At 67.6% G+C, this 14841-nt stretch carries 14 protein-coding genes; 13 read left to right on the top strand and 1 reads right to left on the bottom strand.

Translation table 11 applies throughout. From position 1 onward, the window contains the following. Nucleotides 1–27 precede the first annotated feature (27 nt). From K7711_RS08230 to K7711_RS08200, 7 genes are all read left to right on the top strand, one after another. Complete coding sequence (locus K7711_RS08230) at nucleotides 28–768, top strand: SDR family NAD(P)-dependent oxidoreductase (RefSeq protein WP_222966233.1); 741 nt, start codon at nucleotides 28–30, stop codon at nucleotides 766–768. Nucleotides 769–811: 43 nt separating this feature from the next. Then, nucleotides 812–2287 carry an FAD-dependent oxidoreductase gene (locus K7711_RS08225; RefSeq protein WP_222966231.1) on the top strand — a complete coding sequence of 492 codons (1476 nt, stop codon included), beginning with the start codon at nucleotides 812–814 and terminating at the stop codon, nucleotides 2285–2287. After that, on the top strand, nucleotides 2284–3459 hold the full coding sequence (locus K7711_RS08220; protein WP_222966229.1) for an MFS transporter: 1176 nt from the start codon (nucleotides 2284–2286) through the stop codon (nucleotides 3457–3459). Before K7711_RS08225 ends, K7711_RS08220 begins: the two co-directional genes overlap by 4 nt. Nucleotides 3460–3462: 3 nt before the next feature. Then, on the top strand, nucleotides 3463–3909 hold the full coding sequence (aroQ, locus tag K7711_RS08215; protein WP_222966227.1) for a type II 3-dehydroquinate dehydratase: 447 nt from the start codon (nucleotides 3463–3465) through the stop codon (nucleotides 3907–3909). Nucleotides 3910–3911: 2 nt separating this feature from the next. Further along, nucleotides 3912–4757, top strand: a complete 846-nt coding sequence (locus tag K7711_RS08210) for a hypothetical protein (RefSeq protein ID WP_222966225.1) — start codon at nucleotides 3912–3914, stop codon at nucleotides 4755–4757. A 183-nt stretch (nucleotides 4758–4940) separates the two neighbouring features. Beyond that, complete coding sequence (locus K7711_RS08205) at nucleotides 4941–5774, top strand: alpha/beta fold hydrolase (protein WP_222966223.1); 834 nt, start codon at nucleotides 4941–4943, stop codon at nucleotides 5772–5774. Further along, entirely contained in the window at nucleotides 5749–6588 is an 840-nt protein-coding gene (locus tag K7711_RS08200) for a hypothetical protein (RefSeq protein ID WP_308014541.1), read from the top strand. The genes K7711_RS08205 and K7711_RS08200 overlap by 26 nt, the downstream gene beginning before the upstream one ends. 8 nt (nucleotides 6589–6596) lie before the next feature. Here the strand turns inward: K7711_RS08200 and K7711_RS08195 are convergent, their stop codons facing one another. Next, on the bottom strand, nucleotides 6597–7604 hold the full coding sequence (locus K7711_RS08195) for an ABC transporter substrate-binding protein (protein ID WP_222966221.1): 1008 nt from the start codon (nucleotides 7602–7604) through the stop codon (nucleotides 6597–6599). Between the two features lie 380 nt (nucleotides 7605–7984). On the opposite strand from K7711_RS08195, the gene ctaD reads away from it, so the two are divergent. The 6 genes from ctaD (at nucleotide 7985) to K7711_RS08165 (ending at nucleotide 14759) form a co-directional block, all read left to right on the top strand. Then, nucleotides 7985–9721, top strand: coding sequence for an aa3-type cytochrome oxidase subunit I (ctaD, locus tag K7711_RS08190; protein WP_040826489.1), 1737 nt, complete (start codon nucleotides 7985–7987; stop codon nucleotides 9719–9721). A gap of 158 nt (nucleotides 9722–9879) precedes the next feature. Next, nucleotides 9880–11175 (top strand): phosphoserine phosphatase SerB, encoded by a 1296-nt coding sequence (gene serB / locus K7711_RS08185; protein ID WP_222966219.1) that lies wholly within the window; start codon nucleotides 9880–9882, stop codon nucleotides 11173–11175. A gap of 11 nt (nucleotides 11176–11186) precedes the next feature. Further along, nucleotides 11187–11939 carry an aminoacyl-tRNA hydrolase gene (locus tag K7711_RS08180; RefSeq protein ID WP_222966217.1) on the top strand — a complete coding sequence of 251 codons (753 nt, stop codon included), beginning with the start codon at nucleotides 11187–11189 and terminating at the stop codon, nucleotides 11937–11939. Nucleotides 11940–12100: 161 nt separating this feature from the next. Then, nucleotides 12101–12931, top strand: a complete 831-nt coding sequence (locus tag K7711_RS08175; protein ID WP_222966215.1) for an ABC transporter ATP-binding protein — start codon at nucleotides 12101–12103, stop codon at nucleotides 12929–12931. Between the two features lie 269 nt (nucleotides 12932–13200). Then, the gene (locus tag K7711_RS08170; protein WP_235746937.1) at nucleotides 13201–13974 is read left to right on the top strand and encodes an NUDIX hydrolase; all 774 of its coding nucleotides are present in this window, start codon (nucleotides 13201–13203) and stop codon (nucleotides 13972–13974) included. Nucleotides 13975–13994: 20 nt separating this feature from the next. Further along, a complete protein-coding gene (locus K7711_RS08165) occupies nucleotides 13995–14759 on the top strand; it encodes an enoyl-CoA hydratase-related protein (protein ID WP_222966211.1) in 765 nt (254 codons plus the stop codon). Nucleotides 14760–14841: the final 82 nt, after the last annotated feature.

Here is a 14841-nt window from a genome sequence, read left to right as displayed (position 1 = left end):
CCGATCGGAATCGAAGGAGGATCCACCATGACCGAACGTCCGCTGGCGATCGTGACCGGCGCCGGAAGTGGCATTCCACGTCGGGTGCTGACCCGGTTGCAGGCTCTGGGCCACGACATCCTCGCCGTGGACCGCGACGACGACGCGCTGGCCTCCCTGTCATCGGGGAGCGGTGCGCTGCAGCTGTGGTCAGTGGATGCCATCGACCATGAGCAGGTCGAAAAGCTCTTTCGTACAGTCGATTTCGACAATCGGAACATCGTGCTTGTGAACGGGGTGGGTGGTGACACCCGCCGCGTGAATCTGACCGACCTCGACGAGGCGGCGTTACACCGGTCCTATCTGCACAATGTGCAGACCGCATTCACCTTCATGCGACTGACGATTCCGCTGATGCGGGCACAGGGCTGGGGCCGCATCGTCAATCTGGCCTCGATCGCCGGCCGTACCTACAGCGTGTTCAGCAACGCCGCCTACGTCGCGGCGAAAGCGGCCGTGGTGGGGCTGACCAAACAGGCCGCCTATGAGCTCGCACCGTACGGGATCAGCGTCAACGCCGTCGCGCACGGTCCCATCCGGACCGACCGGATCGATGCTTCCTGGCAGGACAAGGCCGAGGCCGAGCGAACGGCGATCCTCGATCGCATTCCGGTCGGACGGCTGGGGTCGATCGAGGAGGCCGCGGCGATGGTCGTGCCGCTGTGCCTGCCCGCCGCCGGATACACCACCGGTGCCGTGATCGACGTCAACGGTGGTCTGTTCGTCTGAAAAGCATTGTCAGTCACAAAGTTTCGCACATGAGGAGATGATCATGGACTACCCTCCGTTCGATACCACGGTCGATGTCCTGGTGGTCGGGTACGGCTTCGCGGGCGCGGCCACCGCCCTCACCGCCGCCGATCTGGGCGCCGAGGTGCTCATCGTCGAGAAAATGCCGCACGGCGGCGGAAATTCCCGGGTCAGTGGCGGCAACTGCGTGATCGCGAACGACGATGACGCCGACGCCGCCCGATTCGCCGACTATCTGCACGCACTGTGCTTCGGGACGACCGAGCGTCCCGTGATCGATGCGCTCGTCGCCGAATCCCGCGCGCTGCGCAAGTGGTTCGCCGATCTGGGCGGTGCGCTGACGGTGCCGGAGCAGTTGATCGTCGCCGACACCTATCCGCGCACCATCGTGGGGCCCGGTTTCCCCGCCGTGCCCGGGGGACACGGCACCTTCGCCAAATACTGCATGCCCGAACCCGTCGACCTGCCGCCGAGCGCGCGCATGTGGCAATTCCTCTCGGACACGGTGGCCCGCACCGCCATCGCGGTGCGCTACGACAGCCCGGTGCGCGAACTGCTCACGGAGGCAGGGGAAGTCATCGGTGCGCGAGTCGAGACACCGGAAGGATCGCGGACCATCGGTGTCCGCCGCGGAGTGGTGCTGACGTGCGGCGGATTCGAGAACGATCCGGTCCGGAAGATCGACAACCTGCCGAGTATCGAGGTGAAGTTCGCGGGCAATCCCGGCAATACCGGCGACGGCATCCGGCTGGTGCAGCAGATCGGCGGCGATCTGTGGCATATGAGCCGGACCTCCTGCATCATCGGATTCCAGGCGCCGGAATTCGAGGCGGCCTTCGGAATCTTCTTCCCTCGTCCGGGCTTCGTCTACCTGGACAAACACGCCCGGCGATTCGTCGACGAGACCGGAATCGAGTTGCACGAGTTCTATCGTTCGCTGTCGCACTTCGATATCGAGGCGATCGACTATCCGCGCATTCCGGCCTGGGGTCTGTTCAACGAGCGCACCCGGCTGGCCGGTCCGCTGACCTGGTCCACCAGCGGCTACAACCGCGAACTGTATCGGTGGAGCGCCGACAGTTCCGCCGAGATCGAACGCGGCTGGATTCAACGGGCCGACACCATCGAGGAATTGGCGCGGCGGACCGGACTACCGGCGGACCGGTTACGGGAATCCCTGGAGCGCTACAACGGTGCCTGCGCCGCGGGTGCGGACAGCGAATTCGACCGGGCCGCAGACACTCTCGAACCTCTGGAACCGCCGTACTACGCCATCCGGCTGCATCCGACCGTGCTGAACACTCAGGGCGGGGCACGACGGGACGAACGCGCCCGGGTGATCCATGCCGACGGCGCCCCGATCGGGCGGCTGTACTCGGCGGGCGAGTTCGGTTCGGTCTGGGGCTTTCTGTATCAGGGCGCCAGCAATATCACCGAATGCCTCACCTTCGGCCGGATCGCGGGCCGCAACGTGGTCGGGGAGGCGGTGCGCGCATGACCGAGACGACTCGGGTGTCGTTGCGCGACAGGGCGACTCGGGTGGCGATGTACCTCGGCGCAGGGATGGGGCCACTCGGCGGCACGGTCGTTTCGCCGATGCTGCCGAATATCGCCCATACTCTGCACACCAGTACGGCCACCGCCGCGACCGCGCTGACGGCGTATTTCGTGCCGTTCGCTGCGGCGCAGTTGTTTTCGGGCACGCTGGGTGAGCGGTGGGGTCGCCGCAGGACCGCACGGGTGGCGTTCCTGGCCTATGCCGCCGGGGCGGTGTTGTGCGCACTGGCCCCGACGGTGAGCCTGTTCATGGTGGCTCGGGTGCTGATGGGCACCGCGAATGCGTTCACCACCCCGCTGCTGCTGGCCGGGCTGGCCGAACTCGTGCCGGCGGCGAAGTTGAGCCGTGCGGTCGGGCTGTTCTCCAGCTGCCTGGCCGCCGGTCAATCCTTCGCGCCGCTGGTCGGCGGGCTGTTCGCGGATCACGGATGGCAGTGGTCGTTCGTGGCGGTCGCAGTCGTGGCGGTCGGCCTGGCGGGTCTGCCGCCGCTCGGCGAACCGCGGCCCGGAGTGAACGCGCCGCCGTTCCGCAAACTGTTCACCCCGACGATCGGCTCGTTGTCGGTGGCCGCGTTCATGTCCTATTTCGGCGCGTCCTCGTTGCCGTTCCTGGTGGCGCTGTACGCGGAGAACCAGCTGCGCGTCGGCGAGGCCGATACCGGTGCGCTGTTGTTGGGGTTCGGCCTGGCCGGACTGCTGCTGGGGACCGTCTGGGGTCGGCTCACCGACCGATTCGGCCCGATCCGGTGCGGCGTCGTCGCCGCGGTCGGCACCGCGGCCTGCGTGATCGGCGTCGGGTTCAGTAGCAGTCCAGCGCTTCTCGCGACACTGTGGACACTGGCCGGTTGCGGCGGCTCGATGCTGACCGTGGTGATTCAGAGCCTGACCGTGCGGGCCCAGCCGGACAACAAGGCCGGTGCGCTGTCGGTGGTGTCGGCGCTGCGCTTCACCGGTTCGGCCGTGGCTCCCCTGGCACTGCTGCCGATATACGACCGCGGTCCCGGCACGGCGTTCATCGTCGCCGGATGTGCGGCCGCCCTCACCGCCCCCAGTCTGTTGCTCCTGTTGAACCGGCGCGTCGCACCCGGCGCCGTCGCTCTCGTGAAGGGATGAACCATGACCACCCGGATTCTGCTGCTCAACGGCCCGAACCTGAACCTGCTCGGGCTTCGCGACCCGCACCTGTACGGCTCGACACCGCTGCCGGTGGTCGAAAAGCGCCTGATCGAATTCGCCGCCGGACTCGGTGTGGAACTCACTGCCGCGCAACGCAATTCCGAAGGCGAACTGGTGACCCTGTTGCAGGATGCGGTCGATTCCTATGACGGCGCGATCATCAACCCCGGCCCGCTGTCGCACTACGGGCTCTCGCTGCGTGATGTCATCGACGTCATCCCGGTGCCGGTGATCGAGGTCCATCTGACGAATATCCATGCCCGCGAGGAGTTCCGGCGACATTCGATCATCTCCGCGGTGGCGCGCGGCACCATCTGCGGGCTCGGTGTCGACGGATACGAACTCGCGATCCGGGAGCTGGTCACACTGGTGAGCCGAGAAGTCTGATCATGGCTGCTCGCAAGATTGCCGCCGTCGCCCAGTGCGAATACCGCGGTGCGGAGTACCTGGCAGTGCGCTGCGCGGCCGAGCTGATCGATCTGTTCCCCTGTGCCACAGATGATTCCGCGGAGGCGTCGATCGCCGGTGATGCGTCCGCGGCGCTGCGTCCCGGCGCGACTCCGATCCGGGTGGCGGCCGCCGACGTCGTATTCCGGCCGCCCCTACTGCCTCGCACCGGTGCGGCCCTGGTCAGCGGCTTCATGCGCACCCATCATGTGAAGGCCGCCGATGACGTTCCGGCTCAGCCGAATTGGTTCTTCAAAGGATTCGGCTCGGCATTGGCCGTGGGTGACGGCCCGTTGCGCGTCCCGGCCACCTTCGAGGCGTTGTGCGAGGAGATCGAGGTGGTGCTGGTCTACGTCATCGATCCGACCGGCGCCCCGGTCTACGTCGGATACACGTTCGGCAACGACCTCACCGATATCGGCCACTTCAAGCGTCTGCCGGGGCACCTGGCCTACGCCAAACTCTGCCAGCCGGCCATCCTGCCGTGGCTGTTCCGCGAACCGCCGCCCGCCGAGGTCACCGGGACGGTCACCATCGAGCGGGACGGCGCGCCCGCGTGGCAGGGCGCCTTCCGCACCGGCGCCGATGCGCTGCACTACCGAGTGGACGATCTGGTGTCGACGCTGTTCGGCTATCCCGAACTGACCCGTCCGGGTACGGTCCACTACCTCTATCTGGGCGCTGACAAAGGCAGTTACCAGGCCGGTTTCCGGTTGGATCGTGGCGATCGGATCATCGCGCGAATCGAGGGATACGAGCTGGAGTTGTCCAACACGATCGGAACGTGAGCGTCGCTTCGCAGGCTGTCAGCGGCACCGTCGCTGGTGGCCTGCGAAGTAGCAGTCGGGTGACGTCGCGCCGAGTCGTCCGCTCGGATCGGGTGCACAGCAAGCGCACAGAAAGTACCTGGCTGGGGGCCAGCTTCGGCCGTTACTGTCGGTAACTGGACAGTAATTGGACAGGAGCGGGTCATGACGAATACTTCCGACGTGGTCGTCGGGCCGACGGCTCCCGCGGTGCTCGGGCACTCGACGGGCTTGCGGAGGGGGAGGGCGATGACCACGACCGCGCCGGTTGTCCTGCTGCACGGGCAGCCAGGGGATCATTCCGCTTGGAACGGTGTGCTCGAGCAGTTGCCGTCCTCGGTGCGGGCGATGGCGTGGGATCGGCCCGGATACGGCGCCAACGAGCGGCCCGCGGGCACCCTCGAAGAAAATGCTGTCTGGTTGCTGGATCGGTTGGAGCGCGCGGGGATTCACGATGCCGTGCTGGCCGGGCATTCCTATGGCGGCGGTGTCGCACTCGCCGCTGCCGCGATCGCGCCCGAACGGGTGCGCGGGCTGATCTCCATCGCCGGAATCGGGCCAGACTGCGCCACGAGATGGGACGAGGTGCTCGCCGCACCCGTCGCCGGACCGGCGCTGGCGCTGGCGATGTGGTCGATGATGCCGCGACTGGCCCGGTGGCATCGCACACGTCACCCGGACGCCGTCGCGTCCTGGCACGCGTTCGGCGACATCCAGCACGAGTACGGCTCGGTGTGGCGCACCGTCCTGCTCGAACAGCGCGAACTGTTCCGCAGCCTGGACCACTGGCTCGAGCGCCTCGACGCAACCGATATGCCCGCGTTGATCGTTGCCGATCCGACCGATAAAGTCGTCCCGATCTCGACCGCACGCGCGCTGCACGACCGGTTTCCGCGATCCCGCCTGGAGCTGGTCGCCGGAGGCGGACATCTGCTGCCGCAGCGGATTCCGGATGTCATCGCGGCGAAGATAGGTGAATTTGTCGATTCGGTGGGCTGAGCAGGTTTCCGCGGGTGCGCGCGGACGGCTGCGCGCATATCTGAGCGAACATGAGGTTCGCACCGCACCACCACCCCCGCCGATGGTCCCCGGAGACGGTCTGCTGCGGCGCGTGGCCGACGAGGTGCGCTGGTCGTTCGCGCCGCCGCGGCACTGGCTCGAGGGCGTCGGAGTGAACGTCGTGCTCTCGCTGCTCTATCTGCTCTACTCGCCGCTGGTCCACCCGCATCGTCAGTTCGGCTGGGTGGTGCTGGTCGGAACCTATTTCGCCACCTTCATCCTGGCCGACGTCACCACGACCAACGTGCTGGGCCTGGACGCACCGCGCGTGCGCGCGAGCCTGGCCGAGGGCATGTCGATGCGCGGCATCCTGGTGACGAAAAACCTTGCGCTGCTGGTCATCGTGGGCCTGCCGACATTGGCGTTGACCGCGATCCTCGCGCATGCGATGCGGCCGGGTCCGCTCATGGGCACCCTGTTCGTGGTGACACTGCCGCTGCTGTGCTGGCTCGGCGTCGGGAACATCGTCTCGGTCCTGCTGGCCGTAGAGACCCGGACGCTGGTGCGGCGATGGCGCGAACGGCGTGACCGGACCACGTTGCTGTGGCTCGGTCATCTGGCGTTGCCGTACGGCGTGTACTACCTCATCGCCCCGATCGACGGTGCCCAGCACGATCCGCTGCTACGACTGCTGCCGCACCTGGATCGGAATCTGCGCTTCGTCTGGAACGCCGGGGTCGGGCTGCTGGTGTGGATTCTCGGCACCGCGATCGCCCTGGCCATCGTGCGGCGTCGTGGGTTGCGGATCTACTGAGCTGTCGACTAGTCGTTCACGTACGCGTTGAGCGAGGTGCGCAGATCATCGATCAGGGCGCGGGCGGCGGTGAGGCCCGAACCGTGCCAGATGGTGTCGTCGACGACGAAGTCGCGCTTGTCCGAGACCGCGGCGAGTTTCTTCCAGTCGTCGCCGTGCATGACCTTCTGTCCGTAGGTCTCGCCGTCCTTGCCGTCGAACATCGCGTAGATGATGTCGCCCTCGACCTTGTCCCGGTCCCGCTCACTGCTCAGGCTGTTCACCTGGTACGACGCACCCCGCTGCGCTTCGGGACGTTGTACGCCCGCATCGGCCAGCACTCGTCCGGCAAAGGTGTCCGCACCCTGTACCTGCGCATCGGAGGTCCCGAATCGCAGGACCGAGGCCTGTGACAGCGAGGCCGCGATCGAGACGCCGGTGTCGTGCGCGTAGGTGTGGTAGTCGGTGATCGCCTTGGCTCCGGCGTTCGAGCGCCCCAGGGCATCGGCGAAGGCGCTGAACGATGCCTGCCAGCTGGGATCCTTGCCGATCAGCACGGTGGGCGCGGCCGTGCGCAACGCGTTCAGATCACCGTCGCCGACCGTGCCGAGCACCAGATCCGGGTGCATCGCGGCGATCTTCGCGACGTCGGGTGCGCCCGAGGCGCCCACGCTCGGCACGATCTGCAGGCCGTAACCCAGATATGACGGCTGCGGGCTGGGACCGGCGAGCGTCGTCGCGCCGACCACGCGCTGCCACAGGCCCAGCGCGCACGCCGCGTCCAGCGCGGCCGTGTCCAGGACGACGACGCGCTTCGGATCGGCCGAAACCTGAGTTGTCCCAGCGGGACTGGTCACATCGCGGGTGCCCGCGGGCTGATCCGGATCGCTCGGCAGCGGGCAGGCGCGGGTGGTGTCGCGCTCGATACCCACCACGTCCGCGCCGGCGATATTGGTGGTGGTGCGGACGATCGAACTGGCGTCGTCACCGGAGCCGTTGCTGCAGGCGGTCAATGCCGTCACGGCCACAGCAAGCATCAGGCAACCACCGCGCACACGGCGCGTGCGACGTCGGGCGTCGAGGTCCTCGCGTACACCGCTACCACGAGAACGCTTCGCCGGGTCGGAGGTTCGCTCGCTGCGCTGGCTCACGGGCATGCGGGGAAGGGTACACAAGCGGTGCCTTCGACGGCGTGTGCGGGCCCTGCGCGGTCACGCGAGCCGCCGCCTCCGGGCTCAACACAAATGCTGGTGCGTGACACCCAATTACGACACAGAGTAGGACCGGGCGTGATGCTTGCGGCAGCACGGTTTACGATCCGTAGTAGCGAAAGCCACCGTCGTTCGCCGTGCGCCTGTCCGCCGGGCCGGAGCCAGACGTACGACAACGACCAGAAGGCATACCTTCAGGAGGATCAGTGACTGCTGTAGAGCCCCAGCCAGTCCCCCAATTGGAAGCGACTCGGCCGTACCCGCAACGTCTGGGGCCGAAGGGTTCGTTCATCTACAAGTTGGTCACCACCACCGACCCGAAGGTCCTCGGGGTGATGTACCTGGTGACGGCGATGTCGTTCTTCATGATCGGCGGCCTGATGGCGTTGCTGATGCGTGCGGAACTGGCTCGTCCAGGTCTGCAGTTCCTCTCGCCCGAGCAGTTCAACCAGCTGTTCACCATGCACGGCACGATCATGCTGCTGTTCTATGCGACGGCGATCGTGTTCGGTTTCGCGAATATCGTGTTGCCTCTGCAGATCGGTGCGCCCGACGTCGCCTTCCCGCGTCTGAACGCCTTCAGCTACTGGCTGTACCTGTTCGGTGCGAGCATGGCGACCGCCGGTTTCATCACCCCCGGTGGCGCGGCCGACTTCGGCTGGACCGCCTACACCCCGCTGTCGGACATCGTGCACTCCCCGGGTGTCGGCGCCGACCTGTGGATCCTGGGTCTGGCCGTCTCCGGTCTGGGCACCATCCTCGGTGGCGTCAACATGTTGACCACCGTGGTCTGCCTGCGCTGCCCGGGTATGACGCTGTTCCGCATGCCGATCTTCACCTGGAACATCGCGGTCACCAGCGTGCTGGTGCTGCTGGCGTTCCCGCTGCTGACCGCGGCGCTGTTCGGCCTGGCCTACGACCGGCACCTGGGCGGGCACATCTACGACCCGGCCAACGGTGGCGCCATCCTGTACCAGCACCTGTTCTGGTACTTCGGCCACCCCGAGGTGTACATCATCGCGCTGCCGTTCTTCGGCATCGTCTCGGAGATCTTCCCGGTCTTCAGCCGTAAGCCGATCTTCGGTTACACCACGCTGGTCTACGCGACCCTGGGTATCGCGGCGCTGTCCATCGCTGTGTGGGCGCACCACATGTACGCCACCGGCGCGGTGCTGCTGCCGTACTTCTCCTTCATGACCTTCCTGATCGCGGTCCCGACCGGTGTGAAGTTCTTCAACTGGATCGGCACCATGTGGCGCGGCCAGCTGACGTTCGAGACGCCGATGTTGTGGTCGGTGGGCTTCCTGGTCACATTCCTGTTCGGTGGTCTGTCCGGTGTCATCCTGGCCAGCCCGCCGCTGGACTTCCACGTGTCGGACACCTACTTCGTGGTCGCGCACTTCCACTACGTGCTCTTCGGCACCATCGTGTTCGCGACTTTCGCGGGCATCTACTTCTGGTTCCCGAAGATGACCGGCCGCATGATGGACGAGCGACTGGGCAAGTGGCACTTCTGGGCGACCATGGTCGGCTTCCACACCACCTTCCTGGTGCAGCACTGGCTGGGCGCCGAGGGTATGCCGCGTCGGTACGCGGACTACCTGCCCACCGACGGTTTCACCACGTTGAACACGATCTCCACGATCGGTGCGTTCATCCTGGGCGCCTCGACGCTGCCGTTCATCTGGAACGTCTTCAAGTCCTATCGCTACGGCGAGGTCGTGACCGTGGACGATCCGTGGGGCTACGGCAACTCGCTGGAGTGGGCGACCTCCTGCCCGCCGCCGCGGCACAACTTCTACGAGCTGCCGCGCATCCGGTCCGAGCGTCCGGCGTTCGAGCTGCACTACCCGCACATGGTGGAGCGGATGCGGGCCGAGGCCCACGTCGGCTGGGGCGGGAAGTCGCACGCCGTCAAGGAGCTGGAGAAGGTGCCGAACTGATCGGCTGATCCTCACTATGACCTGCGCGGCGGTCGTCTCTTCCGAGACGGCCGCCGCGTTCGGCTTTTCCGGCAGTGATTCCGGCCACGGTGCGTGGGCCGTGTCCGGTGCGCCGGAAACAGCCTGAGACAATAAGGGGCCGTCGTCGGCGGCCGAGCATGTCGCGAGAGGGAGACAACGTGAGCACGTCCGAGCCTGAACCCGGCAACCACGGTCCGTCCGTGGTCGCACAGGCTGCCGCGGGGACGACGGTGCTGATCACCGTCACCGGCCCCGACCGGCCCGGCGTCACCTCGGTTCTGCTGGCGGCGCTGGCGCGCAACGGAGTGAGCCTCCTGGACGTCGAGCAGGTCGTGATCCGCGGCCGCCTGACCCTCGGTGTGCTGGTGTCCTGCCCGGGCGATCCGGAGGGCCTGCAGGACGAGCTCGAGGATGCGATGGTCACCGTCGGCATGCAGGTCGAGGTCGAGATCGGTGCGGAGCCCTCGGCCGGGGCGCGGTTGTCGACGCACGCGATCGTGGTGCTGGGCAGCCCGGTGACCGCGCGGGCGTTCAGCGTCATCGCCCGCAAACTGGCCGAACAGGACGTCAACATCGACGCGATCCGCGGTGTCGCGGACTATCCGGTGACGGGTCTCGAGCTGACCGTGACCGCTCCCGCGACCGAATCCGCCGAGACGCGGCTGCGCACCACCCTGGCAGAGGTCGCGGCCAAGCAGAACATCGATATCGCCGTCGAGCGCGCGGGCCTGGCCCGGCGTGCCAAGCGGCTGATCGTCTTCGACGTCGACTCCACGTTGATCCAGGGCGAGGTGATCGAGATGCTCGCCGCACATGCCGGGGTCGAGGACGAGGTGCGCAAGGTGACCGAGGCGGCCATGCGCGGGGAGCTGGACTTCGCCGAATCGCTGCGGCAGCGGGTGGCGACGCTGAGCGGGTTGCAGGAGTCGGTGATCGACGAGGTCGCCGAGGCGATCACGCTGACCCCCGGCGCGCGCACGACCATTCGCACGCTGCGTCGGCTGGGTTTTCGCTGCGGTGTGGTCTCCGGTGGTTTCCGCCAGGTCATCGAGCCGCTCGCGCACGAGCTGGAACTCGATTTCGTCCAGGCCAACACGCTCGAGGTGGTCGGTGGTCGCCTGACCGGCAAGGTGATCGGGGAGATCGTGGACCGGCCCGCGAAGGCCGTGGCGCTGCGGCGTTTCGCCGCCGAGGCCGGTGTGCCGATGGAACAGACCGTCGCGGTGGGGGACGGTGCGAACGATATCGACATGCTCAACGCGGCAGGTCTGGGTATCGCCTTCAATGCCAAGCCCGCACTGCGCGAGATCGCCGACGCCGCCCTGTCGCACCCCTACCTGGATGCGGTCCTGTTCATCCTCGGCGTCACCCGTGACGAGGTCGAAGCCGCCGACGCTCGCGACGGTCTGCTGCGTCGCGTCCCGCTGAACTGAGCAGCTCCGGAATGCTCGTAGAGTCGGAGCTCGACGACGGATTCGTCGCGCGGCACGCGGAATTGGCACGTGGTTACGGAGGCGGCGGGGATCCGGAGGATCCGGCGCTGGTTCAGGCGATGCAGATGGTGCTGCACATTCCGAAGCAGGATCCGCCGCCTCGCAGTGCACTGCTCGCCGCTGCCGCGACGGCGGCGGTCGCATTGTGCATGGATTCGCGGGTCGGCCCCGACGGCGAATGGGAGCAGCGGTATCTGACCTGGAAACGCTCACGGATTCGCAAGGTGGCGCGGCGGGCTCGCGGTGCGCAGTGGCTGGCGGCGAACGAGGTCGACGGGATCACCGTGGAGATCGACGGCGCGCAGGCTCGGGCGCTGGTGCCGGGTCCGGTCGGCGCCATCGATCAGCGAATTCGCCGGCTGCAGATCGGCGGCACCGATCTCGAAGCGGACGATCCCGGTCCGGTCGATCCGGAACTGCCTGTGCTGTGGGTGGATTCGGAGTTGGGCATGACCGTCGGCAAGGCCGCCGCCCAGGTCGGCCACGCGAGCATGTTGCTGGCCGGTGCGTTGTCGGTGGAGCAGGTGTTCCGGTGGGCCGGGCACGGTTATCGCTGTTCGGTGCGCGAGGCCGGTTCGCGCTGGCCCGAGCTGTCCCGCCTGGTCCGGGTGGGTTCGGCGACGGCGGTGCGGGACGCCGGATTCACCGAGGTCGCCCCCGGATCGATGACGGTGATCGCCGTCCCGCCAGGCGTTTCGGTCTGACCGCGGCCACGGCTGCCCCATGCGTCCGGTTGTCATGAAGGCGACAGTGTCGAATCTCACCGGCGTGATGGCGAATTCGCGGCCACTTCGGGCGTACCGCGGGATATGACATCTACGTGCAAACGGACCATGTTGGGAATGTTTCGGGTGCGTGGTCCAAGATGGAGCCCGTGTCGCAACCCGATCCCGATCTACTCATCGATTTCAACCAGGTGACCGTCCGGCGGTCGGGACATACGCTCGTAGGTCCCATCAGCTGGCAAGTGGAGCTCGACGAACGCTGGGTCGTGCTCGGTCCCAACGGCGCCGGTAAGACCTCCCTGCTCCGAATGGCCGCCGCCGAACTGCATCCGACCTCGGGTACCGCCCATCTGCTGGGTGAGGTGCTGGGCCGGACCGACATCAACGACCTGCGCCCACGCATCGGCCTGTCCTCGGCCGCGGTGGCCAGCCGGGTGCCGCTGGACGAGAAGGTCAGTGACCTCGTGGTGTCGGCGGGCTACGCGGTGATGGGCCGTTGGCGCGAGGAATACGAGGACCTGGACACCGACCGCGCGGTGGACATGCTGGAAAGTCTCGGCGCGGAACATCTTTCCGATCGCGCCTACGGCACCCTGTCCGAGGGGGAGCGTAAACGGGTGTTGATCGCGCGGGCGCTGATGACCGATCCGGAACTGCTGCTGCTGGACGAACCCGGGGCCGGGCTGGATCTGGGCGGCCGGGAGGAATTGGTGGAGCGGCTCGGCGATCTGGCGTCGAATCCGGATTCACCGGCCACCGTGCTGGTCACCCACCACGTCGAGGAGATTCCGCCGGGCTTCTCGCACGGCCTGCTGCTCAATGAGGGCAGCGTCGTCGCCCAGGGGTTGCTCGAGGACGTACTCACCGCGGAGAACCTCAGCAAGGCGTTCCGGCAGTCGATCACCCTGGACCGCATCGAGGGGCGTTATTTCGCGCGTCGGAGTCGTCGGCTGGGGCGGCACCGCGCCTGAGCCAGTACGCGGTCCGTCGTGATCGCGCGGCACTCGATCGTGCGGACCCTGGTCGAGCGGGTGCACCGGGGCGCGCGGCCGCGAGTGCGCGGAGCCGGGGCTCGCGATGAGCGGGACCAAGCACCCGTTAGGGTGCGAAGGGTGAGCGAGACTGTTGCCGTGAGTGAACCGAGGACACAGCGCGCCGGGCGTCGCGCGAACCCGAGTACCGGCACGGTGCAGCTGTGAACGATTCGACGCCCCCGGTGCCCAAGGACGCGTCCACGGTGATGCTGGTCCGTGACAGCGCGGCCGGTCCCGAGGTCTTCCTGCAGCGACGGGTCAAGGCGATGGCATTCGCCGCCGGGATGACGGTCTTTCCGGGCGGCGGGGTCGACCCGTCGGACGCGCAGGCCGAAATCACCTGGGCCGGACCGGGTCCGGCCTGGTGGGGCGAGCGGTTCGGCGTCGACGAAGCGCGCGCGCAGGCGTTGGTGTGTGCGGCGGTGCGCGAGACGTTCGAGGAATGCGGCGTGCTGCTGGCGGGCCCGACGGCCGATACCGTCGTCTCCGACACGTCGGTGTACAGCGCCGCGCGCGCCGGGCTGGAGCGTCGCGAGCTCTCGCTCGGACAGTTCCTGGCCGCCGAGAAGCTGGTGCTGCGCGCGGATCTGCTGCGGCCGTGGGCCAACTGGATCACTCCCACCGTGGAATCGCGCCGGTACGACACCCGGTTCTTCCTGGCGGTCCTGCCGGAGGGACAGCGCGCCGACGGAGCCACCTCCGAAGCTCAACAGGTCCTCTGGTGCACTCCCGCGGCGGCCATCGAGCGGTGGAAGGCCGGTACCGACGTGCTGCTGCCGCCCACCTGGTCCCAGCTGACGGCGATCGGCGAGTATTCCTCCACCGCCGAGATCTTCGCCGCCACACCGGATTTCGAGCCCATCCAGCCGGTTCTGACCACCGTCGACGGTAAACCGCGCCTGCAGTTCCCGAACAACGAGCGCTACTTCGCCGACCTCCCGGACGGTTCGCGCCTGCGCGGATCCCAGCCCGCGGACTGAGACCAGTAGGCTCCTGCCCCGTGGCCGAATTCGTGACCGTTGACCGTCCCGAGGCGGGAATCGCCGTGCTGCGCTTCGCGCGACCGCCGATGAATCTGATCGATCTGCAGGTGGCGCGCGAACTGGTCGCCGAGGCCGAGCGGATCGGCGCGGACGCCGAGGTGCGCGCGGTGCTCGTCTACGGCGACGAACGGGTGTTCTGCGCCGGTGACGAGCTGGCCGAGCTGGATCGCCTCACCCCCGAACAGGCCGCGGCGCGGGCCGGTGATCTGCAGTCCGCGCTCGGCTGCCTGGCCCGTCTGCCGCAACCCACGGTTGCCGCGATCAGTGGTTACGCACTCGGCGCCGGGCTGGAACTGGCCCTGGGCGCGGATCGGCGCATCATCGGCGACAACGTGCGCCTGGGGCTCCCGCAGATTCGCGCGGGCCTGATCCCGCTCGCGGGGATCCGGCGGCTGAGTCTGCTCATCGGGCCCGCGCGGGCGAAGGATCTGGTGTACACGGGACATTTCGTGGAGCCCGACGAGGCCGCCGCGCTCGGCTTGGTCGACGAGGTCGTCGCCCCCGACGACGTCTACCTCGCCGCGATGCGCTGGGCCCGGCAGTTCGTCGCCGGCCCGGCTCGTGCGCTGGCCGCCGCGAAGGCCGTGTTCGAGGCCGGGACGCACGGCCACGATCGGGCCCGGAGCGAGTGGGCGGAGCTGTTCGGGACCGAAGATCGCAGGATAGGAACAGGTTCTTATTTGGCGGCCGGTCCGGGGTCGGCCGAATTCGTCGGCCACTGACCGCATCGGGCGGGAATCGGCTGCCGATCCCGCCCGCGGTCGCCGGTGTTCGACCGAGCCGTCCGCCGCGGGCCTGGTGATA

The sequence above is a fragment of the Nocardia coffeae genome (assembly GCF_019890715.1).
GTDB classification, from domain to species: Bacteria; Actinomycetota; Actinomycetes; order Mycobacteriales; family Mycobacteriaceae; genus Nocardia; species Nocardia jiangxiensis.
This window is presented reverse-complemented; position numbering and strand designations above follow the sequence as displayed.

Excerpts from the sequence above, each read along its gene's own strand:
- K7711_RS08210 (WP_222966225.1), top strand. The coding sequence starts at position 3,912 with ATGGCTGCTCGCAAGATTGCCGCCGTCGCCCAGTGCGAATACCGCGGT.
- K7711_RS08175 (WP_222966215.1), top strand. The coding sequence starts at position 12,101 with ATGGAGCCCGTGTCGCAACCCGATCCCGATCTACTCATCGATTTCAAC.
- K7711_RS08170 (WP_235746937.1), top strand. The coding sequence starts at position 13,201 with ATGCTGGTCCGTGACAGCGCGGCCGGTCCCGAGGTCTTCCTGCAGCGA.
- K7711_RS08220 (WP_222966229.1), top strand. The coding sequence starts at position 2,284 with ATGACCGAGACGACTCGGGTGTCGTTGCGCGACAGGGCGACTCGGGTG.
- K7711_RS08180 (WP_222966217.1), top strand. The coding sequence starts at position 11,187 with ATGCTCGTAGAGTCGGAGCTCGACGACGGATTCGTCGCGCGGCACGCG.
- K7711_RS08205 (WP_222966223.1), top strand. The coding sequence starts at position 4,941 with ATGACGAATACTTCCGACGTGGTCGTCGGGCCGACGGCTCCCGCGGTG.
- serB (WP_222966219.1), top strand. The coding sequence starts at position 9,880 with ATGTCGCGAGAGGGAGACAACGTGAGCACGTCCGAGCCTGAACCCGGC.
- K7711_RS08225 (WP_222966231.1), top strand. The coding sequence starts at position 812 with ATGGACTACCCTCCGTTCGATACCACGGTCGATGTCCTGGTGGTCGGG.
- aroQ (WP_222966227.1), top strand. The coding sequence starts at position 3,463 with ATGACCACCCGGATTCTGCTGCTCAACGGCCCGAACCTGAACCTGCTC.
- K7711_RS08230 (WP_222966233.1), top strand. The coding sequence starts at position 28 with ATGACCGAACGTCCGCTGGCGATCGTGACCGGCGCCGGAAGTGGCATT.
- K7711_RS08195 (WP_222966221.1), bottom strand. The coding sequence starts at position 7,604 with ATGCTTGCTGTGGCCGTGACGGCATTGACCGCCTGCAGCAACGGCTCC.